Raw genomic sequence first — 24,519 nt, 5'->3', positions numbered from 1 at the left:
ACGCGCGCGGGCCCGGGCCTACCCTGTGGGCATGACCGCCACGCCTTCCGGGGAACCCGCCGAAGCCGCCCCGGAGCAGGTGCACGTGCTGCTCGCCGACGACCAGCGGCTCGTCCGCGCCGGTTTCCGCTCGATCCTCGACGACGAACCGGACCTCACGGTCGTCGGCGAGGCCGCCGACGGCGCCGAGGCGCTACGGCGTTGCCTCGAACTCCGGCCGCACGTCGTGCTGATGGACATCCGGATGCCCGGGACTGACGGACTGGAGGCGGCCCGCTCGATCGCCGCCGAACCTGCGCTGGCCGACGTGCGCGTCGTCATCCTCACCACTTTCGACGAGGACGACCACATCTACGCCGCCCTGCGCGCCGGAGCCACCGGCTTCCTCGTCAAGGACACCGAACCGGAAGAGCTGGTGCACGCCGTGCGGGTCGCCGCCCGCGGGGAGGCGCTGATCAGCCCGTCGGTCACCCGGCGGCTGATCGCGGAGTTCGCCGGACGCGCCCGCCCTCCCCGGCTCCCCACCGCGCTGCGCGCGCTCACCAGCCGCGAGCGGGAGGTGCTGGAACTCGTCGCGCTCGGCCTGTCCAACGACGAGATCGCCGCGCGGCTGGTGCTCAGCCCCGCCACGTCCAAGACCCACGTCAGCCGGATCATGACCAAACTCGCTGTCCGCGACCGCGCCCAACTCGTCGTTCTCGCCTACGAGTCCGGTCTCGTCAGCCCCGGCTGGATCACTCACCCCACCCCCCGTCGCCCCATCTGACCGCATCCACCACCACGAGTTCCGTCACCGGTACCACCCCTCCCACCGGCCACACGCTTGACGCCGACCAGGACCCGGTAGCGCGGCCGTTTCGCGAACTCCGCCATCTCCCATACCGCCGGGCGCCCCACCTCCGCACACAGGTGCAGCACCCGCTCCTCGCCCACCCAGACCCCCACGTGCGCGCCGTAGGCGTCATCGACGGCGTTGACCAGCACCAGGTCGAGTGGCTGGGCGACCGGCACACGAGTGGTGAACCGGGTATCGGCCCACAGTTCGCTCGACCTCAGTTCAGGCGGCGCCAGCCCGAAGTACCGAAGCACCGCGTACGCGAACGACTGGCAGTTGGCGCCCCGCTCCAGACCAGGGCTGGCCGCTACCTCCGACGCCCCCGGATACCGGGAGCCCACATACGGAACGTCCCAGAAACCCCCCGGCAGTTGCCCCACCACAGACCCCACGTTCACCCCTCCTGCCAGGCTGAACCGGGACAGGGCTCTCCACCACGCAGACGGCCACAGCATCCATGGGACAACCCCTCAACGCGCCACGGCGCGGCATTCACCCTGGCACCCTTCCAGGGAAAAGCTCCACATGACGGGGAGAATCGGCGGTCTCGGTTGGGCCAGGCAACGGCTGCCGCACGGAGGACTATCCGCGGTGCCCCTGGGGCTGAGCAGGCAGTTCCGCCAAGTGTCGCTGGTACAACGGTCCTGAGGCGAAAGCGGCGTTGGCTGGTGCCGGTGCGGCTTCCTCGATCAGGTGCTGGGCCGCGGCCTTGAGGACCGCCCCCCACACCAGCACGTGCTGTTGTGCTGACCGTCCGCACTCCTGCGGTTCCCCAGGGAGACACAACGGCAGTGCCGGTCCGACCTTGTTCACCGCATGCCGCACGTAACCAGCGATCAAGGCCCATTCCTCTTCCGATCGCCGCACCGCCTGACCGGCGGGATCGCCGTTCAGCCAGCTGTGGAAGTCGTCGCCGTGATCCACCGAATCCTCCTCGCTCAGCGACTCATGCGGATGCGCTGATCGTAGCGTCGCGGGGCGTGCTGGTGGCTTGCTTCGGGTCGCAGTACCCGACCGAGGGGACGCACGGGCCACACGGGCCGCACATAGGGAGAAACTGTGGAGGCGTGCACGATTCCGCGCCCTCCCCCAGCGCCGCCGCGATATCCGCACGCACCTCCGCCATGCGCGTTCCGCCCCAGATTTTCGAGAGAGGTACGGTCAGCACGTTCCCGATGCTCAGGAACCGACCGAGCACGCACGGCCACACGTCACCTGTGGGGCCGACCGCACATTTCTCGTGGGCACAGTGCCCGCACAGGTCCGCGACAGCGGGCGTGACGCCCCTACTGGCCCTTCCGAACGCTCGCGTCCGGTCACCTCCGACCTGGTCCACCCCGAGCGTTACGAGATCTTGTGCCGCCTCTCGGACTCGCTGCCCTTCCCGGACCGCCACCACTCCGCCGCGCAACGGGCTGTTCAGCCTCAGCGCCCTTTCCACGTTCGCCCGTGTCCGCTTGTGAGAACCCTTGAGCCTGGTCACCGCGTCGTGGTCCTCCGCTGTGTCGGAGTAGTACGAAGTGGCAAGCCTCACCCCGCAGTCCACGAAGGTTTCCCACAACTCCTCCCGGATGTGGGACATGTTGGAGAAAACCTCGACGGACAGTCCCGCCCCGTATGCGCGCCGAATCAACTCCGGCAGGTCGGGGTAGAGGGTCGGCTCGCCCCCGATGAACTGAACATCCAGGGCACCCATACCCGAGAGTTGGTCAATAACGCTCATCCAGTCCCGCACACTCATGGCGCCGTGGGTACCCTTCGGGGAGGAATCCGCGTAGCAGTGATCACAGAATTCATTGCAGAGCCCAGTGACCTCTAACCAGGCAAATTTCAGCCGGTTTTGATCAGTACTCATTCCGAGTCTCCTTACGACTTCGACGTGCCGCTGCCCACCTCCACAGGGCCCGAGCAGCGGGCAACGGGAACTGTCGGCTTTCTCCTTCGGATTTGCCGACGACATCTTTCACACATCACAGCCCACAGGAACCCAATGGGTTGCCCTCAGCGACGTCCACACTGATCTCGTCGCACCCCTCGCCGGACACGCGTTGTTCGGGCCAGCCGTGCTCCTTGCCACCATCGAGCGAGCGGACGCGAGCAGCGGCGCCTCGTGCTCCGTGGCGCGAACCCCACAGGCTCCGTTGATTCACGACAAGACTCCCTGACTCCCCGTACCGTGGGAACTCGGGCCATTCACGGAGACCCGTGGCCACCTCGACCCTGACACCGGTCACCGTCGCCCGACGACATGTGACAGGAAATCAGGGGAAGTTGAGGCAGGCCACGGCAGAAAGGCCGCACCTCTGTCGCACCGTCGCCGCACTGGCTACGCTGACCAGGGATGGACACGTCGGAACCAGGGAGGCCGACAGCCGTGAACAGCAGCCGACGGAGGAGGTTCGCGGAGCGACGCAAGGCGTGCGGGTACAGCCAGGAGGAATTCGCTGAGGCAGTCAACGTGGACCGCTCCACCATCCAACGCTGGGAAAGCGGGAGCACCGACCCTCAGCCCTGGCAACGACCCAAGATCACCAGGGCGTTGGACATCACGGCAGGAGAACTGGACGCACTACTGACTCCGGAATGCCGAGCACCTGTTCGGCTACATGGCATCCTCCCCGCCGCCGAAGAAGCAGAGGATGAGCTCGAAGCTCTCGAACTGGCTCGCCGGGTCGCGGCGAGTGATGTGGGAAGAGAGACACTGAGCCGCCTTGAGGGCGCTTTCGACGAACTGGCCATGAAATACCCTGCATCCGCACCTAAGGACCTGATGAAACAGGTTCGCAAACATTCCTCGTACGTGACTCATCTCATCGACGCTCGGATGACCCTGGGGGAAAAACGACGCTTGTGTGTCGTCGGGGGCTGGCTTCAACTACTCGGCGCGACGCTCCATATCGACCTCAACCAAGAGCAGTCAGCCACGGCCAGACTACAAACAGCGGCCACCCTGGCTCGCCAAGCGGAGCACCGCGAGATTGAGGCTTGGTGTTACGAGACCGACGCATGGCGTGTACTGACAGATGGTGAGTACGGTCGCGCATTGAAACTCTCAAAGGTCGCCCAGGCAATAGCCCCTACAGGTAGCTCTGTGGCGATCCAAGCTACGGCGCAAGAGGGAAGAGCAAGAGCACGCCTCGGTGAACGTCATGGAACTTACGTAGCCATAGAGCGCGTTCACCAGATGGCGGGAACCGTGACGGAACTCAGAGGGAAAGAACATCACTACCAGTACGACCCAGGAAAGTCCCTGGCCTACACGGCGACGACCCTCGCATGGGTCGGAGATCGTGCTGCGGAATCCTACGCCAGGGAAGTAATCGCCCAACTCACTCCAGCCGATGACATCGAGAAATGGCCCCGCAGGGTGGCCTCCGCGAACCTTGACCTCGCCCTCTCGCTGCTGGGCAGTGATCAACTGGACGAGGCATGCGACGCGGCCCGCAGAGCAATGCTCTCGGGGCGCGTCGCGCCGTCCAACCACTGGCGCGCGTGGGAAGTCGTCAGGGCCGCAGAAGCCCGCGGACTGCGAGAGACATCGGATATGCGGGAGGCGTATCACAGCATGCGGTCGTCACCGGGCGAGAAGTAGCGCGGGAACGAAAACCCCTGGCCGGTTCTTCCCCGCACCGGTGGGCATGGTCGCCCGTCCCGGAGGTTTCCGAGAGGGGGTCTCGGGTGCCGCGTGCGCCAAGAATCGCAACTGTGGGGGTAGGGGGGAAGCGGATCTGCTCCTGGCGAAGTAGGGCGGTTGACCGCTTGTGGGCGACGCGGGCGGGGCGTCTCACGGCGCAACCTGGCCGCATGACCACGCACCTGTTTCCGGAGCGGGCGGCGTCCGTCCTCGCCGGGCTGCTGATCGGCGCGGCGCTGGGGCTGTTCCTGACCCAGACGGTCGCCGCGTTCCTCACCTTCGTTCTCCATCGCACCCTCGATGTGGACGGTACGCCCGTCCTGCTCGCGCTGTTCATCGCCGTGCCGGTGCTGGGTGGGATAGCGGGCGGTGTCATCGGCTACCGCCGGGGAGACGACGCCACGCCGGGCCGCCGGGGAGGCCGTCGATGACCACCACCCCGCACGCCCAGGAACCTCATGGACCGCTGGGGCCTCAGGACACCGGCCAACTCACGCCGTCCGGCGGGGTGTTCGCGCGGATCGCGGGCTGGGCGCAGCGCCGTCGCTGGGGTGCGCTGGCGCTGTGGACGCTGGTGCTGCTCGCGGTCACGGTGGCCTCGCAGCTGGTGGGCGACGGCTACCGGAACGACTTCGCGCTGCCCGGCACGGACTCGCAGGCCGCCACGGACGTGCTGCGCGAGCACGGCTCCGAGCAGGCAGGCGACAGCGTCGAGATCGTCTTCCAGCGGGAGGCCGACCGGCGGGGGGTGACGGGCCCCGAGGCGCGCAGTGAGATATCCGGTCTGCTGGAGCGGGTGCGGAAGCTGCCCAGCGTCGCGCAGGTGCGGAGCCCGTACCAGGATCGCGCCGCGCTGTCCGAGGACCGCACGATCGGCTACGCCACGGTCACGCTGGACGCCAAGGCGGAGGAGGTACCGAAGGAGGACGTCACCGAACTCATCGACACCGCGCGGGCGGTGGACGGCGAGCAGGACCTGCGCGTCGAACTCGGCGGGGAGGCGGTGCGTGGCGCCGAGGAGAGCGAGGGCGGCGGCGCGGAGGGCGCCGGGATGCTCGCCGCGCTGGTGGTGCTGGTGCTGCTGTTCGGTTCGCTGGTCGCGGCGGCGCTGCCGCTGGTCACGGCGGTGTTCGCGGTGGGCGGCGCGGTCGGGCTGATAGCCCTCGCCTCGCACGTCTTCACCGTCGCGGACTTCACGCCACCGATCATGATGCTGGTCGGTCTCGGGGTGGGCGTCGACTACGCGTTGCTGATCTTCTACCGGTTCCGGCACGAGTTGATCGAGGGCGCGGACCTGGCGACCGCCACCCGCACCGCGCTGGACGCGGCGGGCCGCACCGTGTTCTTCGCGGGCTGCACCGTGATCATCGCCTTGCTGGGGCTGGTGGCGCTGGGGTTGGGCGCGCTTCAGGGCGTCGCGCTCGCCGTGGCGCTGACGGTGCTGATGACCATGGCCGCCTCGCTGGTCCTGTTGCCCGCGCTGATGTCCGTCTTCGGCCCGCGCGTCCAGCGGCACGTGCTCAGGCGGGCGGAACGGGCACGCGCCAGGGGCGCCGAGGAGGGCGCCAGGTGGCGGGCGCTGGGCGCGGCGGTTCAGCGCCGTCCGGTGCCCACCCTGTTGGTGGCGGTGGTGGCGCTGCTCGCGCTGGCCGCCCCCGCGCTGGACATGCGGCTGGGTTTCGCGGACGCGGGTAACGACGCGGAGTCGTCGACCAGCAGGCAGGCGTACGACCTGCTGGCCGAGGGCTTCGGTCCCGGTTTCAGCGGTCCGCTGGTGGTCGTGGCGCGGGGTGGTGAGGACGACGGGACGGCGCTGCGCGAGAAGCTGCTGGCCACGGACGGGGTCGCGGCGGCCACCCCGCCCATGCCCGCCCGGGGCGCCGGGGACCACCCGATCAGTACGGTGATCGCGTTCCCGGCCAGCGCCCCGCAGGACGAGGCGACCGCCGATCTGGTGCACGCCCTGCGCTCGGAGACGCTGCCCGCGCTGGAGCGGCGGACCGATGCCGAGTACCTGGTGGGTGGTCCGACGGCGGCCACCCAGGACTTCGCGGACACCGTGTCGGATCGGCTGCCGCTGTTCGTCGCGATCGTGGTGGGTCTCTCCACGCTGCTGCTGATGCTGGTGTTCCGCTCGCTGCTGATCCCGCTCAAGGCGGCCGTGCTGAACCTGCTGAGCATCGCGGCGGCGCTGGGCGCGGTCACCCTGGTCTTCCAGGACGGCTGGTTCGGCGTGCAGCCGGGGCCCGTCGAGGCGTTCATCCCCGTGATGATCTTCGCGATCGTGTTCGGGCTCTCCATGGACTACGAGGTCTTCCTGGTCTCCCGGATGCATGAGGAGTGGGAACGCACCCGCGACGCGGGCCACTCGGTACGGGAGGGGCTGGCCGCCACCGGCAAGGTCATCACGGCCGCCGCCGCCATCATGATCGTGGTGTTCGCCGCGTTCATCCTGAGCCCGGACCGGATGCTCCAGCAGTTCGGCCTGGGGCTGGCGGTGGCCATCGCGCTGGACGCGATCGTCATCCGCTGTCTGATCGTCCCGGCCGTGATGCGGCTGTTCGGTCGGTCCGCCTGGTGGCTGCCCGCGCCCCTGGCCCGACGCCTGCCCACGGTGGCCCTGGAGCGTCCCACCAACTGACCGTCCGAAGCCCCGACTTCAGGGGGAGCCGGGGCCACGGGTGCCCCCGGGGAACCACGTGTTCCCCGGGGGCACCCGGCGATGACAGTGTGGGCCCGCCCCGCCGGGGCTCGGTGTGGGCCCGCCCCGGGGCTCGGTGTGGGAGAACCGTCAACAGGTCACCCCCGGCGGGGACGGAGCCGCGCGTCGTTCGAAGCGTTCCCAGGCGTGTCCGCCCCGGTGCCCGTCCGGCAGCCAGCAGGAGCCCTGCCCCGACGGGCTGTCCGAACCGCAGTAGTCGAAGCGCCGGACCGTGATCTCCCGCACCTCCCGGCCCTCACCCCGCCAGCTGACCCACATCGCGCCGCCATCCGTGCGCGGGTCCAACTCCCGCATCATCGAGGTGTGTTCACCGTGCGGGTGCTTTGTACAGCTCGCACGAGACCGTCGTCGGGATGGGCTCGTCGTCCTCCGGCTGTCCACCCATGTGTCCGCCGTGGAAACCGGTCGTCGTTCTCCAACTCTCCGCTTTGCGGGGGGGCTGGCCAAGCGTCGTGAAAGGGCATCCTGTGACGACCGCATCCCCCCGCTGGGCCAAGTCCTCCCACAGCGACAACGGCGGCCAGTGCGTCGAGGTCGCCGCCAACCTCGCGACCACGCACGGCATCATCCCCGTCCGCGACTCCGAGAACCCGAGCGGACCCCAACTCGCCGTCGCAACCGGCTCGTTCGCGTCCTTCCTGGTCGGGGTCGCGGGTGGGCGGTTCTTCGGCTGAGGCGTGTGGACCACGGCGGCCCTCACCACGGGGTGGGGGCCGTCTCGCGTGTGCGGTGTCGGACGGGCGGGCTGGAGCGGTCCGGGGGTGGGGACGCATGGGGGAATGTGTGGGGGAATGTGCCGGGGTGGCGATGAGTTCGGGGTGGGGCACGGGTCTGTTTCCGTGACCACCGGTGCGCGGATCGTGCCGGTGGGGCGGCCGGGTCACCCGGCCCGTGGGGCCGGACCCTCCGGCTCCGCGCAGGGAAGTGAGAGACAGCGCCATGCCCCAGCAGATCTTCGTGAACCTCCCCGTGCGGGACCTGAACCGTGCGACCGACTTCTTCGGCGCGCTCGGCTTCGAGTTCAACGAGCAGTTCACCGACGAGAAGGCCGCCTGCATGGTGGTCAGCGACAGCATCTTCGTGATGCTGCTCGTCGAGCCGTACTTCCGGAGCTTCACGAAGAAGGAGGTCGCGGACACCGAACGGGTCAACGAGGTGCTGGTCTGCCTCAGCGCGGAGAGCAGGGCCCAGGTGGACGAGCTGGCCGAGCGGGCCCTCGCCGCCGGGGGCCGGCCGAGCGGCGAACCCATCATGGACGGGCCGATGTACGGGCGGGCCTTTCTCGATCTGGACGGTCACCAGTGGGAGTTGATGTACATGGATCCGGCGGCGCTCCAGGGGTGACGCGCACCCCCGTCGCGGGGGCCGGTGGGGTCGGTCCGGGCCGGTGGGGTCAGTCGGGGGTGGTGAGGCGGAACGCGCGCCGGTAGGCGTGCGGGGTGGTGTCGAGCATGCGGACGAACTGGTGGCGCAGCGCCGCCGCGTTGGTGAATCCGGAGCGTACGGCGACCGCCTCCATCGTCGCGTCGGTGGTCTCCAGCAGTCGCTGGGCGAACAGCAGCCGTTGCCGGAGCAGCCAGCGGTAGGGCGTGGTGCCGGTCTCGTCCCGGAAGTGGCGGGCGAAGCTCCGGGGGGACATCCGTGCCCGGGTGGCGAGTTGGCTGACGGTGAGGTCGCGATCCAGGTGGTGTTCCATCCAGGCCAGCACCTCGCCGATGCCTCTTCCGCCGCCGGTCGGCACCGGTCGTTCGATGTACTGCGCCTGCCCGCCGTCCCGGTGGGGTGGGACGACCATGCGGCGGGCGATGGCGTTCGCGACCTCCCCGCCCTGGACGGTGCGCACCAGGTGGAGGCAGGCGTCGATTCCGGCGGAGGTACCGGCCGAGGTGATCACCGGGTCCTCGTCCACGTACAGCACGCCGGGTTCGACCCGGGCTTTCGGGTAGCGCTCGGCGAGCGCGCCCGCGAACCGCCAGTGGGTGGTGCAGCGGCGCCCGTCGAGCAGCCCGGCGGCGCCCAGGACGAAGGCGCCCACGCAGACGCTGAGGACGCGGGCGCCGCGTGCGACCGCGCGGCGCAGGGCGTCGAGGAGTTGCGGCGGGAACTCCCGGTGGTGGAAGTCGTCGCCCACCGGTATCGCGATGAGGTCGGCGCTCTCCAGCCGGTCGAGGCCGTGCGGTGTGCTGATGGTGAACCCGGGGACGGCGCGGACCGGTGACGTCTCCGCCGCGACCAGCGCGAAGTCGTAGTGGGGCAGTCCCTCTGCGCGGCGGTCGATGCCGAACACCTCGCACACCACCCCGAGTTCGAAGGGGTGGACGTTGTCCAGCAGCACCGCCGCGACGTTCTTCAGCATGACTCCCACCCGGTACGGGACTGTCGTGGATTCGGGGGCGAAGGCTCGATGGGCAGTCGGGATTCGATGTCCCGTACGGCGGCGGTGTCCGCGTCCACGGCGGACTCGGTGTCCCCGGCGAGCAGGACCCAGCCCAGGCTGGTGAACAGGTCCTCGGTGCGGGGTACGTGGGCGCCGTCGGGGTAGGCGCGGCCCAGTCGCTGGAAGGTGGGGAGTTCGCGTGCCTCGTCCAGCACGGTGCCGCCGCGCAGGGTGCCCGCGTGGGGCGCGGACAGCCACAGCACCCGGGTGGGGCGTTCCCGTACGAAGCCGCGGGTGAACTCCCCGTCGAGCAGGTGCCGTACGGTGCGGTCGATCTGGCAGTCGCCGGTGGCGAGCCGCGCGGAGTGCTGGAGGCAGCTTCCCGCCAGCCGGGCGGCGGTCTCGACGAGCCGGGGGCCGTCCTCGGTGAGCATGATCTCGGTGTGGGCGCAGCCGGTGCGGATGCCGACGGCCCGGGCGACATCGCGGGTGTACGCGCCGAGTTGGGCGACGCGTGGGTCGTCGGGGGAGAGGTAGTCCACCGCGTCGTAGATCCCTATCCGGTCCGCCCTGGTGGACTTCGTGTACTGGGCGACCGACACGATGCCGAGTTCGCCGTCCACCGAGTAGGTGTCTACGGCGAACTCGGTGCCAGCCGCGAACTCCTGTAGCAGCACGGTGTCGTTGGGGAGGCCGAACCGGTTCACCGAGCCGAGCAGCGCGCGGAACGACGGCCGCCAGTCCTCGCCGGGTTCCACCTTGCGTACGGCGTCGGTGCCGCCGCTGCGGCGTGGTTTGAGTACGAGGGCCCGGCTGGTGAGGCCGGTCTCGCGCAGCCAGTTGGCGGCTTCCTCCTCGTCGGCGGTGGAGAGGGTCCGGGGGTGCGGGACGCCCGCGCGTTCCAGGGCCCGTGCCATGGGCCACTTGTCGCGTCGTGCCTCGGACAGTTCGGGGTCGTTGCCGGTGCCCGGCCACAGCTCCTGGGTCAGGGCGTCGCTGAGCAGCACGCCCGACTCGTTGCCGGGGATGACGGCCAGCGGGTCGTGGGCGCGCACGGTCCGTACGAGCGCGGCGAGGTCGCCGGTGTGGTGGTGCACGGTGTGGAACCGGTCCGGTGCCCAGGTGTGGTGGTAGGCGGGGAGCGGGGTGGGGGTGGTGAGGACCGCCACCGGGGTCACGCCCCGGGCGCGGAAGGCGTCGGCGTAGTCGGCCGCGCCCGCGTACGGGTCCACGAGGATCACCTGGCGTTCGGTCACGCGTGCTCCTTCGGGTTCGGGCGGCCGGGCGGGGTCGTGGCGCCCGGTCGGGTTCGGGGGGCGGACGGGTGGGCGTCGGCACCGCGCTCCGGATGGTCGCCATGTTCCCGCCGGTGGTGGGGTCGGCGCGGGTCGTCGGCCGCCCGCTGGGGTGTGCTGGCCGCCGACTGGGGGCCGTCGGGGGTGGCCTGGGGCTCTCCTGGCCCCGGCTGGGGGGCGACGGGGCCCGGTGGGGACGGCTGGTCAGCGGGCGGCCGGGGTGCGCCGGAGTCCGGCTGGGGGGCGTCGGAGCCCGGTGGGGGTTCGGGGCCGGGCCGGGTGTCGTGGGGTGGTGTGGAGTCCGCGGGGGGTGCGGGGCGCACGCCGTACCAGGCGGCCGAGACGGCGAGTACGCCCACCAGCCCGCAGGCCAGCCACAGCCCCTCGTGGAGGCGGTTCCAGAGGAGGACGCCGAGGAAGGGGCCGAGCGCGGTGCCCAGTCCGTAGAGGGAGTTGGAGGCGCCGAGGTAGCGTCCGCGGAGCGCGGGCGGACCGGCCTGCGCGGGGTAGGCGAAGAACAGGGTCGGATAGCCGATGATCTCGCCGAGCGACCAGACCAGGGTGGCGATGACCAGGGCGGCCAGTCCCCACGGCAGCGCGTACAGGCTCATCCCGACGCCGGTCAGCCCGACTCCGCAGACCACCGCGATCCGGGTGGGCCAGCGCTGCACCACCGTGGCGACGAGCAGTTCGCAGGTGATGACCAGCGCGCCGTTGAGGGCGACCAGGGCGGCGTAGACCGTGGTGCTCATGCCGAGGTGACGCACGGTCAGCGGCAGCGTCGACACGTGCTGGACGTAGATCATGGAGCTGGCGAACATTGCGAGGAGGAACACCAGGTAGCGCCGGTCGGCCAGCACCGCCCGGTAGGACGGCCGGGGTCCGCCGCCGGTGTCAACGCCCGGGCCACGCGCGCTGGTTCGGCTGTCCGGGCCGGTTCCGTCGCCCGGGTCGGCGGCCCGGCCGCTCCGCTCGTCGCCCCGCCCGTCACCCCTTCCGGTGCCGGGGGGCAGGGTGGTCCGGGCGACCAGGGAGAAGGCCACGACGGCCAGCGCCTCGCCCCAGAACAGCACGTCCCAGGAGACCCTGAGCAGCGCGGCGCCCAGCAGGGGCGCGGCCGTGGTCCCGACGTTGATCGCCAGGCGGACCATGGCGAAGATCATGATGTGCCGCTCGACGGGGATCAGTTCGCTGATCATGCTGGTCGAGGCGGGGCGGTACGCCTGGCTGGCGGCTCCGCTGACGCCGATGACCGCCAGGATCGCCGGGTAGCTGTCCAGGTGGAGGACGAGCGGGAGCAGCACGGCCGATCCGAGGAGGGTCGTGACGATCGTCCGGCGCGGGCCCAGCCGGTCGGACATCCAGCCGCCGAGGAGCACGCCCAGCACGGTGCCCGCGCCGTACACCCCGAGGGCGGCACCGGCCTGGGCGGCGGAGAACCCGCGGTGTGTCAGGTACAGCACCATGAAGACCTGGACGAACCCGCCGAGCCGGTTGATCGCGGTCCCGGCGAGCAGGGACCGGACGGCCAGCGGGGACTCGCGCCACACGTCACGCACCCGCACCCGGGGTTTCCCGGCGGCACCGGCCGGTTTCCGCTGTCTCGCGTCGCTTACCTCTCCCATGGGGTCACTCTGCGGAGGGTGGGGCGCCGGGTGACAGTGGCGGCGGTGCCGAACACCCACGAATTGCTGCCATCCACCGCCGGGGGGCGCGGGCGCGCCCGAACCGCCCGGCGGCGCGCGGGGGCCCCGCTCGTCACGGGGGCGTGGGCGGGGAAGGCGGGAGGGTGGGCCTCCCGGCGCGGTACGGGGCTCTCCGACCGCCGTAGGACCCGCGGCTGGCGGCTCCACCCCGGGGCTTACGCCCAACGACCCAGCGCGGATGGGCACTTGGCGGCTTCCCGCACCCCGGGCCGCCGGGAAAGACTGGCGGTACGAAACGGGACGAGAAGCATCCGGAGGGCACATCATGGCGATCCAGCTGAACCACACCATCGTCCACGCCACCGACAAGCGGGCCTCGGCCCACCATCTCGCCCATGTCCTGGGTCTTGAGGTCGGCGCCGACACCGGCCCGTTCACCCCGGTGGACACCGGGAACGGCGTCACCCTCGACTTCGCCAACCACCCCGGGGACGACGGCCAGGGCATCCAGTCGCAGCACTACGCCTTCCTGGTGTCCGAGGAGGAGTTCGACGGGATCTTCGCCCGCGTCCAGGAGCAGGGCATCACCTACTACTCCGGCCCGACCTACGACGACCCCGGGAACATCAACCGGCGCGACGACGGGCGCGGCTTCTACTGGCATGACCCGGACGGGCACGCCATGGAGGTCCTGACCGTCCCCTACGGCGGCTTCCCCACCTAGACCGCCCAGCGCGCGGAGACCACCCGTCCCGCTGGGACCGCCCGGAGCGCCGGGACCCCAGCCGCGCTGGGACCGCCCGGAGCGGCGGATGCGGAAACGCGGCCGGGCCCCCGGGGTTCGTTCCCGGGGGCCCGGCGTGGTCACGGCGCGGCGGAGCGCTGAGCGGTCACTCCTTGGCGGAGCGCTGGTCGGCACAGGGCGTTCCGCGCGGCAGTTGGTACGGCGCGGCGATCCGGTACGTACCGGCGCGGGGTGCCTCCAGGACGGTCCAGCGGTCGAGCACGGGTTCGTCGTCGCCGGGCGCTGGCCGTCCGCCGACGCGTGGTTCGGCCTCCCGCAGGCATCCGGCGCTGGCGGCGCCGGGCTGGTTCGCCACCGGTTCGCCCTTCCGGTCCACCAGTCCCAGCCAGGGCGAGTACGGGACGCGCACCACCACCGCGCCCGGCTCGCGGACGCGGACGGTCACCTCGTTCGCGTCGGCGTGCAGTACCCGTCCGGGTGATTCGGCCATGGGCAGGGAGTCGGTGACCCGGTACAGCTTCCAGTTCTTGTCGGACCACACCTCGCGCAGGAACGGCTGTCCCTTCCGTACCAGCGCGGCCTCGTCCTTGCCCGCGTCGTCCGGTTTGTCGGTGGGCAGCACCACGTAGCCGACCGCCCAGCGGCGGAGCCAGTTGTGGTAGCGGTCGGGGGTCAGCCCCTTCTCGTCGTAGAACAGCGGGTTGCGGTCGGTGTCCGCCTGCCGGTTCCAGCCACGCGCCAGGTTGACGTACGGGGAGAGCGCCGCCGCCTCCCGGTGGCTGCGTACCGGGACCACCTCCACCCGGCCGCGCTCCGCCTTCCGCTTCTCCAACTGCTCGACCAGCGGCTTGACCTCGCCGTCCCAGGGCTTCTCGGGGGTGGTGTAGATGACGTCGAAGATCGGCTTGCCCAGCTGGAAGCCCATCACCACGACCAGCGCCACGATCATGGCCTTGCCCCGGCGGGAACGCCAGCTGGACAGCGTCTCGGGGGCCGCCGCCAGCAGCACCACTCCGGCGAACAGCAGGCTCAACCGCTCGACGTTCGACCCGACCTGGGAGGGTATGGCCCAGGTGAGCGCGACTCCCAGCCCGTACACCGCGGCGCCCAGCCGGACCGTGCGCCAGGCGCGGGGCACGCAGAGCCACACCCCCACCGCGCTCGCCAGCGGGAAGAACACCGAGACGAGCGGCATCGGCATCATCCCCTCGAAGGGGAAGAACAGCGCCGAGATCCCCACCACGACCGGCGGCGCCAGCGCCACCGACAGCGCGGCGGCCCGGCGGCGGCTCAACAGCAGTGCGGCGGCCACCACTTCGAGGAACAGTCCGGCGACCGGGCTGCCTCCGGTCGCGAGCGCCGCCAGCAGGAAGGCCAGCACCCCCCGGCCGTACTGCCGCCAGCGGCTCGCCTTCCAGCGCGCGGGCCAGGCCCAGACGACCGCGACCGCGCCCAGCCCGAACAGCACGCCCAGCGCGAAGGTGACCCGCCCGGACGCCGCGTTGCAGGCGAAGGCGAAGGCGCCCGCCAGCGCGGGCACCATCGGCCGTCGCACCACCCGCGCGAGCAGCAGCCCGAGCAGGGTCGAGGACAGCACCCCGGCCACTATCAGCGTGGTGCGGACGCCGATGACCGCCATCAGGTGCGGGGATATGACGCTGTAGGAGAACGGGTGCAACCCGCCGTACCAGGCGAGGTTGTACGCCGAGCCGGGGTGCTGCCGGGCGAACTCCGCCCAGGCGTCCTGCGCCGCGAGATCCCCGCCGCCGCTCGCCAGCAGGTAGAACCAGAGCAGGTGCAGTACCAGCGCCAGCAGCGTCGCGACGGTCGCCGGGTGGCGCGCGAACCGCAACAGCCCACCCCGCCACGGACGTTCGTCCGCCCAGCGGAGCAGCCGCGCGGTCCCGGGGAACCCGGCGGGCCAGGACGGCCAGGCCAGCTCCCCCTCGCCCCGAGCGGCCCCCGGGCCGCTCCCGGAGTCGGCGGGGCCGTCCCCGGGCTTCCCGGGGGTGGCAGGGTTCTCGGAGTCGTCCGCGCCACCGGACGCGGTGGCGTGGCCCGACTCCCGGCCGGGTTCGCCGGGGTGCGCGCGCTCCGCCGGACGGGCGGACTCCGCGTCGTTCGGCTCGCGTTCGGGCCCGGCGCGCTCCGCGCGCTCCGGATCCCCCGCGTCGTCCTCCGACGCGTCCGCTCTCCGCCCGTCGGCGCCGCTCTCCGAGGCCGTGCCGTCCCCGCGCAGCGCACCGCGCTGACGCGGCAGGCTCACCGAGGCGCGCGTTCCGCTTCCCTCGGTGCCTATTCCGCTGCTGTCGTTGTCGCCGCCGCGGTCGTCCCCCTCGGACGTCCGCGGCGGCTGCACAGTGGTCACTGCGCCCTCACCCCGTGCGGCTCGCTCGTCTCCGGCCAGCCGACGTTACCCGAACCGGAGCCGCTAAAGAATCCGGGTGAGCTTCGAACCAAAGCCGGGCTCCGTCTTCTCCTCGCCCAACGCGACGGGTACGCGCACCTGACCAGGGCCCGAACCGGCCGTCAGCCAGCCGACCCGGTCGCCCGAACCGGCCTCGTGTGGCGGGGTCTCGCCCCCGTCCGTCAGCTTGAGCCGCGCTTTCATTCCGGCCCAGCCCACGACCCGGACGTCCTTGGTGGCGACCAGCGGCGTCCTCCCGCCGAGCTGGTCGTCCACCTCCCCGACGACCTCGCCCTTCTTCACGACGCGCACCGAACTCAGCGCGCCCTGCGCCGCGGTGATCAGTTTCTTGCTCTCCGCGAGCACGGTGTCGAGGATCGACGGACGGTACTGGCCGAGAACCGCCCCCACGATCAGCTGCGTGTTCCCGTCAACTTCCTTCTCCGCGGCGAACAGCAGGTTGCCGCCCGCCTTGGTGGTGGTGCCGGTCTTGATCCCCACCACTCCGCCGACCGGGACCAGCCCGTTCCAGTTGGGGTGCGTGTCGCCCTTGGTGTCCTCGTACGAGGGCAGCCGCACCGTCTCCTTGAACAGCGGGTCCTCCATCGCCTTCCGGCCCAGCTTCACCTGGTCCTCGGCGGTACTGACCGTCTCGGCCCGCAGCCCGCTCGGGTCGGTGTAGGTGGTGTTCCGCATCCCGAGGTCCTTCGCGGCCTTGTTCATCTTCTCGACGAACTTCTCCTCGGACCCCGCGTCCCAACGCGCCAGCAGCCGGGCGACGTTGTTCGCGGACGCGATCATGATGGCGTTGACCGCCTCCCGCATGGAGATCTTGTCGCCCTCCTTGACCTCCACCGTCGACTCGTTCTGCGCGCTCAGCCCCGCCTCGTCCTCGGCCTTCTTGTCGACCGGGATCAGCTTGCCGTCCGTGCCCTTCTTCACCGGGTGGTCGCGGAGGATGACGTAGGCGGTCATCACCTTCGCCACGCTCGCGATCGGCACCGGCTTCCGCGCGCCGTGCGTACCGAGCGACCCCAGCCCCTCCACGGTGACCGCGGCCTGCCCCTCGGCGGGCCACGGCATCGCGGGCTTCGCGCCCGGGAAGGTGTGCGTCGCCGGGGCGGTGAGCGCGAGCGTCGGCTCCGGCAGCGGACGCACCGCCTGAGCGATCACGAAGGCCAACACCAGCAGCAGCGCCAGCGGCGTCCAGATCTTGACCCGCCGCACCGCCGTACGCAGCGGCGTCTCCGGAGGCGGCGGCTTGTTCGTCAACTGCGCCAGGAGGTCGAGCGGCGGCGGGTCGGGCAGCGCCTGCTGCCGGGTGCGCTCCGTCTCCCCGAGCGCGGCCGAACCCGGCTCGGCGCCGGAGGCGTCCGTCCCGTCCGGCGCGTCCGTGGGCTCCGCCGTGGGCTTCGGCGGCGTCACCGGCGGCGCGGAGGTGGGGCGCTCCGGCGGCAACGGCGCGTCCGTGGAGCGCAGCGGCACGAACGTGCTGGTCCGCTCGGCGTCCGACTCCGCGGTCGCGGCCCCGGAACGGGACGCCGGAACCGAACTCTCCGAGTCCGCGGGACGCCCCTGCTCGGGCACCGCCGCGCCCTTGCCCGCGTCCTTGCCGTCGCCCTCGCCGCCGTCCTCGGCGTCCACTCCGGACGCGGACGCGGCGGCTCCGGCCTTTCCGGCGGCTCCGGCCTTGGCGCCGCTCTTGCCGCCGTGCTCGGGGTTCTCGTCGCCCTTGTCGCCCTCGCCGTGCGGGGCCTCGTCCGCCGTGGTGGCCGTGCCCTCGCCCGACAGCGCCTTCCTGGCGGACGTACCGAGCACGCTGGTGTCCCGGTCCGGGCCACCCGTGGTGCCCCCGGCGGACCGCTTCGCGGCAGCCGCCCGGCCCACCGCGCCGGTACCGAGACCGACGGTGGTGTCCCGCGCGGGCTTCTCCGCACCCGACGTCGCCTCGCCGGGCCCCTCCTCGTCCCGCGTCTCCTCGTCCCGATCCCCGGACGGCGCCGCGTTCTTCGACGCCGCGCCACCCTTCCCCGCGCCGCGCCCGCTCGGGGCGCGGAAGGCGGTGGTGGGCTGGTCCACGGTGCCCGAGTTCTCGGCCTTCCGCGTACGCGCGGACCCCAGGCCCCGGAAGTCGGCCGTCGGCTGGTCCACAGCGGTGGGGCCAGAGGCGCCCAGCTCCTCGGCGGACCCGTCCCGCTCCGGTTTCCCGTCCCGCTCGGCTTTCCCGACTTTCCCGTCCTTCCGCCCGGATGATCCGGGTGATCCGGGTGATCCGGGTGATCCGGCCCGCTCCGACGCCCCCGCCTTCGCGGATGATCCGGGCTTCGCGGGTGTTTCGGGCTTCGCGGGGGTTCCGGCCCCCTCCGAGGAGCTGGCCTTCGGCGCCTTCGAGGCGCCCGCGGGCTTACTGGGGGCGCTCCCGCCCGGTTTCCCGGCCTGCTTTCCGGAGCGCTTCCCGGTCGTCGACTTCCCCGACGTCTTTCCGGACGCCTTCTCCGGCGCCTCTCCGGCCGCCGGGGCGGTCCTCGGGCCTCCGGTCCTCGCGGTGTCCTCGTCGCTCCCGGTGTCCGTGGCCTTCCCCGCGTTCCCGGTCTTCCCGGTGTCCGTGGAGTCGGCGGTGTCCGCCGGGGCCTCCGCGTCGTCCTCCCGGCCACGGCTCCGGGCCGGGCCGAAGAAGGCGGAGGTCATGCGCTCAGCTCGGCGGGCGGCCGCCTCGCCGTCCGTGTCGTCACCGCGCCGCGCGGACAGATCGTCCTCGTTGAGCGACCGGAACATGGCCGTTGGCGCGTCCCTCTCCTCGGCGGGCGTGGCGCGCGGACGTGGACGCACCGGCAGATCGCCGCCCGTCCCGGCCGCGTCTCCGGAGGCGGCGTCACCGGCCCCGGACGCGGCGGCCGACCCGCGCTTCACGGACTCGCCACCACGCTTCCCGGCCGCTCCGGACGCGTCAGACGCACCGGACCGACCGGAGGCACCGGACTGACCGGCCGCGCTCTTCCCGTCCGTCGCGCTCTTCCCGTGCGTCGAGCCCTGGGCGCTCGCCGCGCCCGCCGTGCTCCGCTTATCGGCCCTGTCGGCCTTATCGGCTTTGCCAGCCTCGTCCGTCTTGTCGGCTTTGCCCACCCGGCGGGTCCTGGCCGTCTGACTCGCCCTGCCGGACTGGCCGGACTCAGCGGTCTTGCCCGCCCTGCCGGACCCCGCCGTCTTACCCGACGTACCGGCCTTGCCGGACCTACCGGCCTTACCCGACGTGCCGGACCCCTTGCCTCCACCGGAGCCGCTGGCCTTGCCGGCCGAGGCGGCCCGCTGGGGGGCGTCGGCCGACCGGGGCGCCTCCGCCTCGTCGGCCGGGGCCGGATCGCCGCCCGCGTCCGTCGTGTTGGCGGCCTCCGCCCTCGGGGTGCCCGCCGCGCCCTGAGGGGCGTCCGGGGTGGCGTCGGCGGCCGGGGCGTCCTCGCCGCCGCCCGCGCCCGCGCGCCCGGGAGAGGCGGCGTCCGCCGCCTCCGCCTCGGCGGCGGGGGCCTCGCCGGGGTCGGCGGGGGTCTCCTCGGGCCCGGCCACCCAGGCGGCGACCGCCGCCTTCAGCCGATCGTCTCCGCCGCCGGACTCGCCCGCGCCGCCGGACGCGTTCGGGGACGTGTCGTCCTCGGCGCCGCCCGTGGGGTCGTTCGCGCTGGTGCCGGTCTCCGCGTCCGGCGCGGGGCCGAAATCGGCTCCCACTCCGGTGGATTCCCGCCCCGATGTGACCGAATCCGGCTTCGGCGCAACCGCGCCGCCGTCGTCCGTCGTCTCCCCCGACGACCTCTCCCGCTCCGACTTGCCGGGGGACTCGCCCGCCACCGATGCCTCCTACTGCTGTCGCCGCTCGCCATACCAGTAAACAGGGTGCCGCGCACCACGGCCGCCACTCCAGGCGACGGCTCTCCACCGGGCCCACACTCCGGGGGGCCCGATCGGGCAGACGAGAACGACATACCTACTGGTTCCCGCCCATAGCGGTCTCGCACTCTCGACAGACCATTGTGAGAGGGGTCACCCTGTCAGTCATCCACGCGGGGAGGCATGGATGGGCAGGAGCCGCAGAACAATTCCGGAGGAGCTTCTGCTGCTCGCTTTGGACCCGGCAACGGGCACCACGGCGCAGCCGCAGTCGCTTGACCTCGGTCTGGCCGGAGCTCAGCTAGTAGAGCTGGCGCTGGCCGGACGGATAGCCCCTGATGGGGATCGCATCGCCGTGGTGATGCCACGGCCGACCGGAGATCCGACGTTGGACTCCGCACTGGAGCTGCTACGCAGGCGTGGCAGCCCGGTACGCGCCGTCCACTGGATCGGCGGGCCCCGGCTGGGGCTGCGCCAAACCTATCTCACGCATCTGGAGCGCTGCGGCATGGTGCATGCCGTATCCGGCCAGATGTGCGGAGTGCTGCCGACGACTCGCTACCAGGCGACCGACACGGCCATCAGCCGGGAGATCCGAGCCCGGCTGGACTCCGCGATCCGCACGGGAGTCCCACCGGACCCCCGCACGGCGGCGCTCGCCGCGCTCGCCCACGCGGTGGGTCTCGGCAAGCACCTCTACCCCGGCAACGAGGGGCGGTCCTGCCGCTCCCGGCTCCGGGACCTGATCCGCCACGACCCGATGGGCGGCCTCGTCGCACACGCGGTGATGGACGTGCAGAACGGCGTCGCGGCACAACCACGGCGGGGCGGGGCCAACGGCGGCTCCGGGGCGCGAACGGCCCCGGCGCCGGCACGGACCCGTCAGCTGGCCGAGCCCCGGCACCGAGCCGACATGGCCCGGGCCTGAGGCTGGCCGTACCGCAGTAGCAGAACCCGCACGGGAGCCGCGAGAAGGGACGCGGGGTGGCGGTCCGGTCGTCGAGACAGACGGCCGGATCTCCACCCCGCGTTTCCGCGCGTACCGTGAATGTGTACTCGAACCTGCACCCTCTGTCGTCATTTCCCGGCGCCGCCACCCCAGTTGGTGGCAACCTGCTGCAAGTAGTCGTACTTACTGCTGAAGTTGCCGTACTTATGCGGAGGTGCAGTGCCCGTGGCGTCGCATATCAACCCCACTGTCAGAAGGCGCCGACTAGGGCAGGAGCTGCGCCGGCTCCGTGAGTTGCGCGGGCTGACCGCCGAGGAGGTGGCCGAGCGGCTGCTGGTGTCGCAGTCGAAGATCAGTCGCCTGGAGAACGGGCGCCGCAGCATCAGCCAGCGCGACGTCCGGGACCTCTGCGGGGTGTACGAGGTGGACGACCGGCGGATCGTGGAGTCGCTGATGCAGATGGCCAAGGAGTCGCGCCAGCAGGGCTGGTGGCACGCCTTCGGCGACATCCCGTACAGCGTCTACATCGGCCTGGAGACCGACGCCGCCTCGCTGCGCGTCTACGAACCGCAGGTCATTCCCGGGTTACTCCAGACCCCGGCCTACGCGGAGGCGGTCTGCGTCGGCGCGCTGCCCGAGGCGTCGACGATCGACATCGAGAAGCGCGTCCAGGTGCGGTTACGCCGCCAGGAGCGGATCAACGAGGAGCGCTCGCCGCTGCGGCTCTGGGCGGTGCTGGACGAGGCGGCGCTGCGCCGGGCCGTCGGCGGACCGCACACCATGGTGGAACAGCTCACGCACCTCAACGAACTGGGGCAGCGGCCGCACATCACGATCCAGGTGATGCCGTTCGCGATGGGCGCCCATCCGGGCGTCAACGGGCAGTACGCGATCCTGGAGTTCCCGGACGCCGCCGACTCCTCGGTGGTGTACCTGGAGGGGGTCACCAGCGACCTCTACCTGGAGAAGCCGCACGACGTGCGCAGCTACAGCGTGATGTACGAGCACCTGCGCGCCGAGGCGCTCACCCCGGACCACACCCGGGAGTTCATCGAGGCCGTGGCGAAGGACTTCGCCCGGGCCTGAGCCACACACGGCATCCGGCCGCCCCGGCACCGGCGGCTGCTCCGACCCCCGGGAGCGGGACCAGGCGAGTCCGTGCGCGTAGCCCCGGGGGGCCCGCGGGAGCCCGCCGACGTACGCCGCACACCCCCACACGCCGTGTGCCGCACCTGCGACGCCGATCCACCACCCGTGTCCGCGCTGAACCACCCCGTGTCCGCGCGGGGTTCGGACCGGGGTGCCGGACGGGCGGCGGGTGCCGGGCGGGGGTGCGGTGCGCGGGGAGCGCGCGGGCGTGGGGACGCGAGGAGCGCGCGGGGCCGGAACGGCCGCCGGGAATCCGGCTGGCGCCCTTCCAGCGGCACCGGGACGCGGAAAGCGCGGCCGCCGGGGACGAATGGCGGGGAACCCGAAAAGCTCACCGGAAGCGACGGGTGGAGTGTCCGAGCGATTCCGGACGGAACCTCCGCCGATGTCGTACGGGCGGACCGTGGCGAGGGCTGGACGGCGGCGCCCACCGGGATTCACGGAGGGAAAACAGGCGACGTTACACCGCCCGGGTGCAGGGGGGAGCGGCCCCTGGAATATGCCATCCGGTCGGGTGAACGCGCCTGCTGCACAAGGGAGTTGGGGCGTAGCGTCATCCACTACACCGCAATCGGACCGGAGCTGGAATATGCCTATTTCTCTGGGAAACACATTCACTTGGACCAAATCGAGTCACTCTGCCAACGGCGCCTGCATTGAGGTGTCTTCACGCACCACACGCAGCATCGATGTGCGCGATTCCAAAGTCCCGCAGGGGCCCGCTCTCCGGTTCGCCCCGGAAGCCTGGGGCGGTTTCGTCGGCGGTTCCTCCCCGCGTCACCCCGCGCGCGAGGCGGCCCGCCACGAGAGGTGACAGGCCCGTCACCCGGGCGCCCGGGTTCGCGGAGGCGGTTCTCGCCTCCGCGAGCGGGCCGGAGCGGCGAAGGCGGCTCCCGGCACGCGGACGCGCCACCGGGTGACACCGGGAACCCGGCGCACCCGTCCTCCCCACGGGTCCGCCGCCGGACGCCGGGCGGCCGCACCGACGCGCAGGCCCTCTCGACTGGCTGACCGTCCCGGCCGGGAGGGCCCGGCGGCCTCACATGCGGGGGTAGCGGGCCAGCCAGGCGGGGGCCGCCGCGCCCGGCGCGTGCAGCGCGGGCCCGACCGTCATCTCCATCGCGAAGTCGTCGGCCAGCTCCAGGATCGTCGCCCGCCCCTCCAACTCCGCGACGAGGTCCGGCGGTAGCGCGGTCTCGCCGTGCAGCGCGCCAAGCAGGTTGCCGCAGACGGAGCCCGTCGAGTCGCTGTCCCCGCCGTGGTTCACCGCGAGCAGGAGGCCGTGCCGTACGTCCTCCGCGACCAGCGCGCAGTACACCCCGATCGCCAGCGCCTCCTCCGCCGTCCAGCCCTCCCCGAGCGCCGCGACGCGCTCCGGCGACGGCATGCCCTGCCGCACCGCGCCCAGCGCCCGTTTCAGCGCCTCGGTGGTCTCCTCGTGGCCGGGGCGCATCGCCAGCTGGGACAGGGCGCGTTGCACCGCGTGGTCCAGCTGCTCGCCACGGGTGAGCGCGTGCACGATCGCCGCGAAGGCCCCGGCGGCCAGCTGTCCCGTCGGATGCCCGTGGGTCTGTGCCGCGCACTCCACGGCGAGCTGGAAGACGAGGTGCGGCTCCCAGCCGACGAGCAGCCCGAAGGGCGCGGAGCGCATCACCGTCCCGCAGCCCTTGGAGTCGGGGTTCTTGGGCTGGTCGACGGTGCCCATGCGCTCGTCGGCGAGGCCGCTGAGGCAGGCGTTGCCCGGGGCGCGCCGGGCGTAGAGCCACTCCTCGCGGGCCAGCCAGCCGTCCTTCTCGTTGCGCTCGTCCGGGCCCCAGTCCCGCTGGGTCGCCGCCCAGCGCAGGTACGCGGCGTGCACGTCGGTCGGCGGGTGCCAGGCCCCGGTGTCCCGCCGCACGTAGGCGCGGATCAGTCCGTCCACGGTGAAGAGGGTCATCTGGGTGTCGTCGGTGACCGCACCGCGCCGCCCGTAGGCCGGTACGTAGTCCAGGACCCCCGAGGGGCCGTGCTTCTCCCTGATCGCGCCGAGCGAGTCGAACTCGACGCCCGCGCCCAGCGCGTCGCCGATGGCTCCGCCGAGCAGGCAGCCACGCACCCTGCCCCGGAAGTCCTGTTGTTCGGCCCGGCCCCACGCGGCCATCTGGCCACCGGCAGCGGTCACGGCTCCCCTCCCCTGCTCTCCGGCTCTCCCCTGCTCTCCGGCTCTCTCCGGCTCATCCGGGCCCCTCCGCCCCTCCGGTTCGCTGCTGCCCTCGTGCTTCCGTCGTTCGCGCCACGTGCCCCGGCACCGCGCCCGGGCTCTCCCGCCGTGGGTCCGGTGTGCCGTGCCCCTACCGTTTCAGCGTCCCCGCGGTGCTCGCCGTTCCTGCCGTGCTCGCCGTTCCTGCCGTGCTCGCCGTTCCTGCCGAGACCCGCCTTGTCCTGGCGCGCCCTGCCGTGCCCTGCCGCCGTGCTCCGCGGTCGCGCCGTGCTCCACGGTCCCGCCGGCCGGCTGGTCCGGCGTACCGGTGAGGCCCGCCCGGGCGCGCGCCCGCCAGCCCTCCGGCGGCCGAACTCCCCCTTCCGGGGCCCTCGGTGACGGCCGGACCCCGTTCCGGAGGCGGCCTCCGGGGACGGAACCCCCGGGAGCCGGTCGTCGGGGACGGCGCGGCCCGTCTGGACGGATCGCCGGGAGCGGGACCGCCGTGCGGGACGCCGCCGGGTGCGGGGCCGGCGGTGGACGGGGGCGCCGCGCCCCGGAGTCGCGGGTGTCCCGGGTGTCCGGTCGCCCGTCCGTCAGCCTGCCCCGCCCGGCGGGCGCCCGTGCCACGAACCCGTCCGTACGTGAGTGCGGCAGAACTCTAAACCACCCCTTCGTGCCCGGGCGGGGCGACGGGGGGAG

20 protein-coding genes are annotated in these 24,519 nt (G+C 72.1%); 10 read left to right on the top strand and 10 right to left on the bottom strand.

The genetic code is table 11. The features are described 5' to 3' along the window. The first annotated feature begins 31 nt into the window (after positions 1–31). On the top strand, positions 32–766 hold the full coding sequence (locus E0L36_RS21225; RefSeq protein ID WP_180930695.1) for a response regulator transcription factor: 735 nt from the start codon (positions 32–34) through the stop codon (positions 764–766). Here E0L36_RS21225 and E0L36_RS21220 read toward each other — a convergent pair. The 3 genes from E0L36_RS21220 to E0L36_RS21210 all read right to left on the bottom strand — a co-directional run bounded on the left by E0L36_RS21220 (position 739) and on the right by E0L36_RS21210 (position 2,690). Continuing rightward, positions 739–1,227, bottom strand: coding sequence for a hydrolase (locus E0L36_RS21220; protein ID WP_308416873.1), 489 nt, complete (start codon positions 1,225–1,227; stop codon positions 739–741). The two genes, E0L36_RS21225 and E0L36_RS21220, sit on opposite strands and share 28 nt — an antisense overlap. A gap of 190 nt (positions 1,228–1,417) precedes the next feature. Beyond that, positions 1,418–1,759, bottom strand: coding sequence for a hypothetical protein (locus E0L36_RS21215; RefSeq protein WP_180930694.1), 342 nt, complete (start codon positions 1,757–1,759; stop codon positions 1,418–1,420). 22 nt (positions 1,760–1,781) lie between these two features. Beyond that, the gene (locus E0L36_RS21210) at positions 1,782–2,690 is read right to left on the bottom strand and encodes a radical SAM protein (RefSeq protein ID WP_180930693.1); all 909 of its coding nucleotides are present in this window, start codon (positions 2,688–2,690) and stop codon (positions 1,782–1,784) included. A 519-nt stretch (positions 2,691–3,209) separates the two neighbouring features. Between E0L36_RS21210 and E0L36_RS21205 the strand changes: the two genes are divergently transcribed. The 3 genes from E0L36_RS21205 (at position 3,210) to E0L36_RS21195 (ending at position 7,110) form a co-directional block, all read left to right on the top strand. After that, positions 3,210–4,427, top strand: coding sequence for a helix-turn-helix transcriptional regulator (locus E0L36_RS21205; RefSeq protein WP_308416858.1), 1,218 nt, complete (start codon positions 3,210–3,212; stop codon positions 4,425–4,427). Between the two features lie 212 nt (positions 4,428–4,639). Next, positions 4,640–4,900, top strand: a complete 261-nt coding sequence (locus tag E0L36_RS21200) for a hypothetical protein (RefSeq protein ID WP_180930691.1) — start codon at positions 4,640–4,642, stop codon at positions 4,898–4,900. After that, a complete protein-coding gene (locus E0L36_RS21195; RefSeq protein WP_180930690.1) occupies positions 4,897–7,110 on the top strand; it encodes an MMPL family transporter in 2,214 nt (737 codons plus the stop codon). The genes E0L36_RS21200 and E0L36_RS21195 overlap by 4 nt, the downstream gene beginning before the upstream one ends. A 150-nt stretch (positions 7,111–7,260) precedes the next feature. On the opposite strand, the gene E0L36_RS21190 is transcribed toward E0L36_RS21195, so the two are convergent. Next, a complete protein-coding gene (locus tag E0L36_RS21190) occupies positions 7,261–7,488 on the bottom strand; it encodes a hypothetical protein (RefSeq protein ID WP_180930689.1) in 228 nt (75 codons plus the stop codon). A 170-nt stretch (positions 7,489–7,658) separates the two neighbouring features. Between E0L36_RS21190 and E0L36_RS21185 the strand changes: the two genes are divergently transcribed. Both E0L36_RS21185 and E0L36_RS21180 read left to right on the top strand, forming a co-directional pair. Next, entirely contained in the window at positions 7,659–7,865 is a 207-nt protein-coding gene (locus E0L36_RS21185) for a DUF397 domain-containing protein (protein WP_308416857.1), read from the top strand. 265 nt (positions 7,866–8,130) lie between these two features. Continuing rightward, a complete protein-coding gene (locus E0L36_RS21180; RefSeq protein WP_180930688.1) occupies positions 8,131–8,535 on the top strand; it encodes a VOC family protein in 405 nt (134 codons plus the stop codon). A gap of 49 nt (positions 8,536–8,584) precedes the next feature. Here E0L36_RS21180 and E0L36_RS21175 read toward each other — a convergent pair whose 3' ends face one another. From E0L36_RS21175 to E0L36_RS21165, 3 genes are read right to left on the bottom strand one after another with little or no spacing between them, the layout of a single operon-like run. Then, positions 8,585–9,547, bottom strand: coding sequence for a GlxA family transcriptional regulator (locus E0L36_RS21175; RefSeq protein WP_180930687.1), 963 nt, complete (start codon positions 9,545–9,547; stop codon positions 8,585–8,587). Then, complete coding sequence (locus tag E0L36_RS21170; protein ID WP_180930686.1) at positions 9,541–10,824, bottom strand: ATP-grasp domain-containing protein; 1,284 nt, start codon at positions 10,822–10,824, stop codon at positions 9,541–9,543. The genes E0L36_RS21175 and E0L36_RS21170 overlap by 7 nt, the downstream gene beginning before the upstream one ends. After that, complete coding sequence (locus tag E0L36_RS21165) at positions 10,821–12,488, bottom strand: MFS transporter (protein ID WP_258016364.1); 1,668 nt, start codon at positions 12,486–12,488, stop codon at positions 10,821–10,823. Before E0L36_RS21165 ends, E0L36_RS21170 begins: the two co-directional genes overlap by 4 nt. A gap of 346 nt (positions 12,489–12,834) precedes the next feature. Between E0L36_RS21165 and E0L36_RS21160 the strand changes: the two genes are divergently transcribed. Then, the gene (locus E0L36_RS21160; protein ID WP_180930685.1) at positions 12,835–13,233 is read left to right on the top strand and encodes a VOC family protein; all 399 of its coding nucleotides are present in this window, start codon (positions 12,835–12,837) and stop codon (positions 13,231–13,233) included. A gap of 166 nt (positions 13,234–13,399) precedes the next feature. On the opposite strand, the gene E0L36_RS21155 is transcribed toward E0L36_RS21160, so the two are convergent. Together E0L36_RS21155 and E0L36_RS27905 are read right to left on the bottom strand one after the other, a co-directional pair. After that, a complete protein-coding gene (locus tag E0L36_RS21155) occupies positions 13,400–15,622 on the bottom strand; it encodes an MFS transporter (RefSeq protein ID WP_308416856.1) in 2,223 nt (740 codons plus the stop codon). Positions 15,623–15,685: 63 nt separating this feature from the next. Next, on the bottom strand, positions 15,686–19,501 hold the full coding sequence (locus tag E0L36_RS27905; protein WP_308416855.1) for a D-alanyl-D-alanine carboxypeptidase: 3,816 nt from the start codon (positions 19,499–19,501) through the stop codon (positions 15,686–15,688). Between the two features lie 226 nt (positions 19,502–19,727). Between E0L36_RS27905 and E0L36_RS21145 the strand changes: the two genes are divergently transcribed. From E0L36_RS21145 to E0L36_RS28555, 3 genes are all read left to right on the top strand, one after another. Next, positions 19,728–20,468, top strand: coding sequence for a GPP34 family phosphoprotein (locus tag E0L36_RS21145; RefSeq protein ID WP_180930684.1), 741 nt, complete (start codon positions 19,728–19,730; stop codon positions 20,466–20,468). Positions 20,469–20,714: 246 nt separating this feature from the next. After that, a complete protein-coding gene (locus tag E0L36_RS21140) occupies positions 20,715–21,575 on the top strand; it encodes a helix-turn-helix transcriptional regulator (RefSeq protein WP_180930683.1) in 861 nt (286 codons plus the stop codon). Between the two features lie 373 nt (positions 21,576–21,948). Further along, a complete protein-coding gene (locus E0L36_RS28555; protein ID WP_374705569.1) occupies positions 21,949–22,452 on the top strand; it encodes a DUF397 domain-containing protein in 504 nt (167 codons plus the stop codon). A gap of 225 nt (positions 22,453–22,677) precedes the next feature. On the opposite strand, the gene E0L36_RS21130 is transcribed toward E0L36_RS28555, so the two are convergent. Next, a complete protein-coding gene (locus E0L36_RS21130; protein ID WP_180930886.1) occupies positions 22,678–23,778 on the bottom strand; it encodes an ADP-ribosylglycohydrolase family protein in 1,101 nt (366 codons plus the stop codon). Between the last annotated feature and the right edge of the window lie 741 nt (positions 23,779–24,519).

Origin of the sequence: Streptomyces sp. AJS327 (assembly GCF_013450295.1) — a bacterium.
Classification (GTDB): Bacteria; Actinomycetota; Actinomycetes; order Streptomycetales; family Streptomycetaceae; genus Streptomyces.
Note: the sequence above shows the minus strand (reverse complement) of the source record. Positions and strands in the feature narration are given on the sequence as shown.

Coding starts and splice junctions, on each gene's coding strand:
- E0L36_RS21160 (WP_180930685.1), top strand. CDS start 12,835: ATGGCGATCCAGCTGAACCACACCATCGTCCACGCCACCGACAAGCGG.
- E0L36_RS21180 (WP_180930688.1), top strand. CDS start 8,131: ATGCCCCAGCAGATCTTCGTGAACCTCCCCGTGCGGGACCTGAACCGT.
- E0L36_RS28555 (WP_374705569.1), top strand. CDS start 21,949: ATGGCGGGGAACCCGAAAAGCTCACCGGAAGCGACGGGTGGAGTGTCC.
- E0L36_RS21225 (WP_180930695.1), top strand. CDS start 32: ATGACCGCCACGCCTTCCGGGGAACCCGCCGAAGCCGCCCCGGAGCAG.
- E0L36_RS21175 (WP_180930687.1), bottom strand. CDS start 9,547: ATGCTGAAGAACGTCGCGGCGGTGCTGCTGGACAACGTCCACCCCTTC.
- E0L36_RS21130 (WP_180930886.1), bottom strand. CDS start 23,778: ATGGCCGCGTGGGGCCGGGCCGAACAACAGGACTTCCGGGGCAGGGTG.
- E0L36_RS21200 (WP_180930691.1), top strand. CDS start 4,640: ATGACCACGCACCTGTTTCCGGAGCGGGCGGCGTCCGTCCTCGCCGGG.
- E0L36_RS21190 (WP_180930689.1), bottom strand. CDS start 7,488: ATGATGCGGGAGTTGGACCCGCGCACGGATGGCGGCGCGATGTGGGTC.
- E0L36_RS21195 (WP_180930690.1), top strand. CDS start 4,897: ATGACCACCACCCCGCACGCCCAGGAACCTCATGGACCGCTGGGGCCT.
- E0L36_RS21145 (WP_180930684.1), top strand. CDS start 19,728: ATGGGCAGGAGCCGCAGAACAATTCCGGAGGAGCTTCTGCTGCTCGCT.
- E0L36_RS21210 (WP_180930693.1), bottom strand. CDS start 2,690: ATGAGTACTGATCAAAACCGGCTGAAATTTGCCTGGTTAGAGGTCACT.
- E0L36_RS21165 (WP_258016364.1), bottom strand. CDS start 12,488: ATGGGAGAGGTAAGCGACGCGAGACAGCGGAAACCGGCCGGTGCCGCC.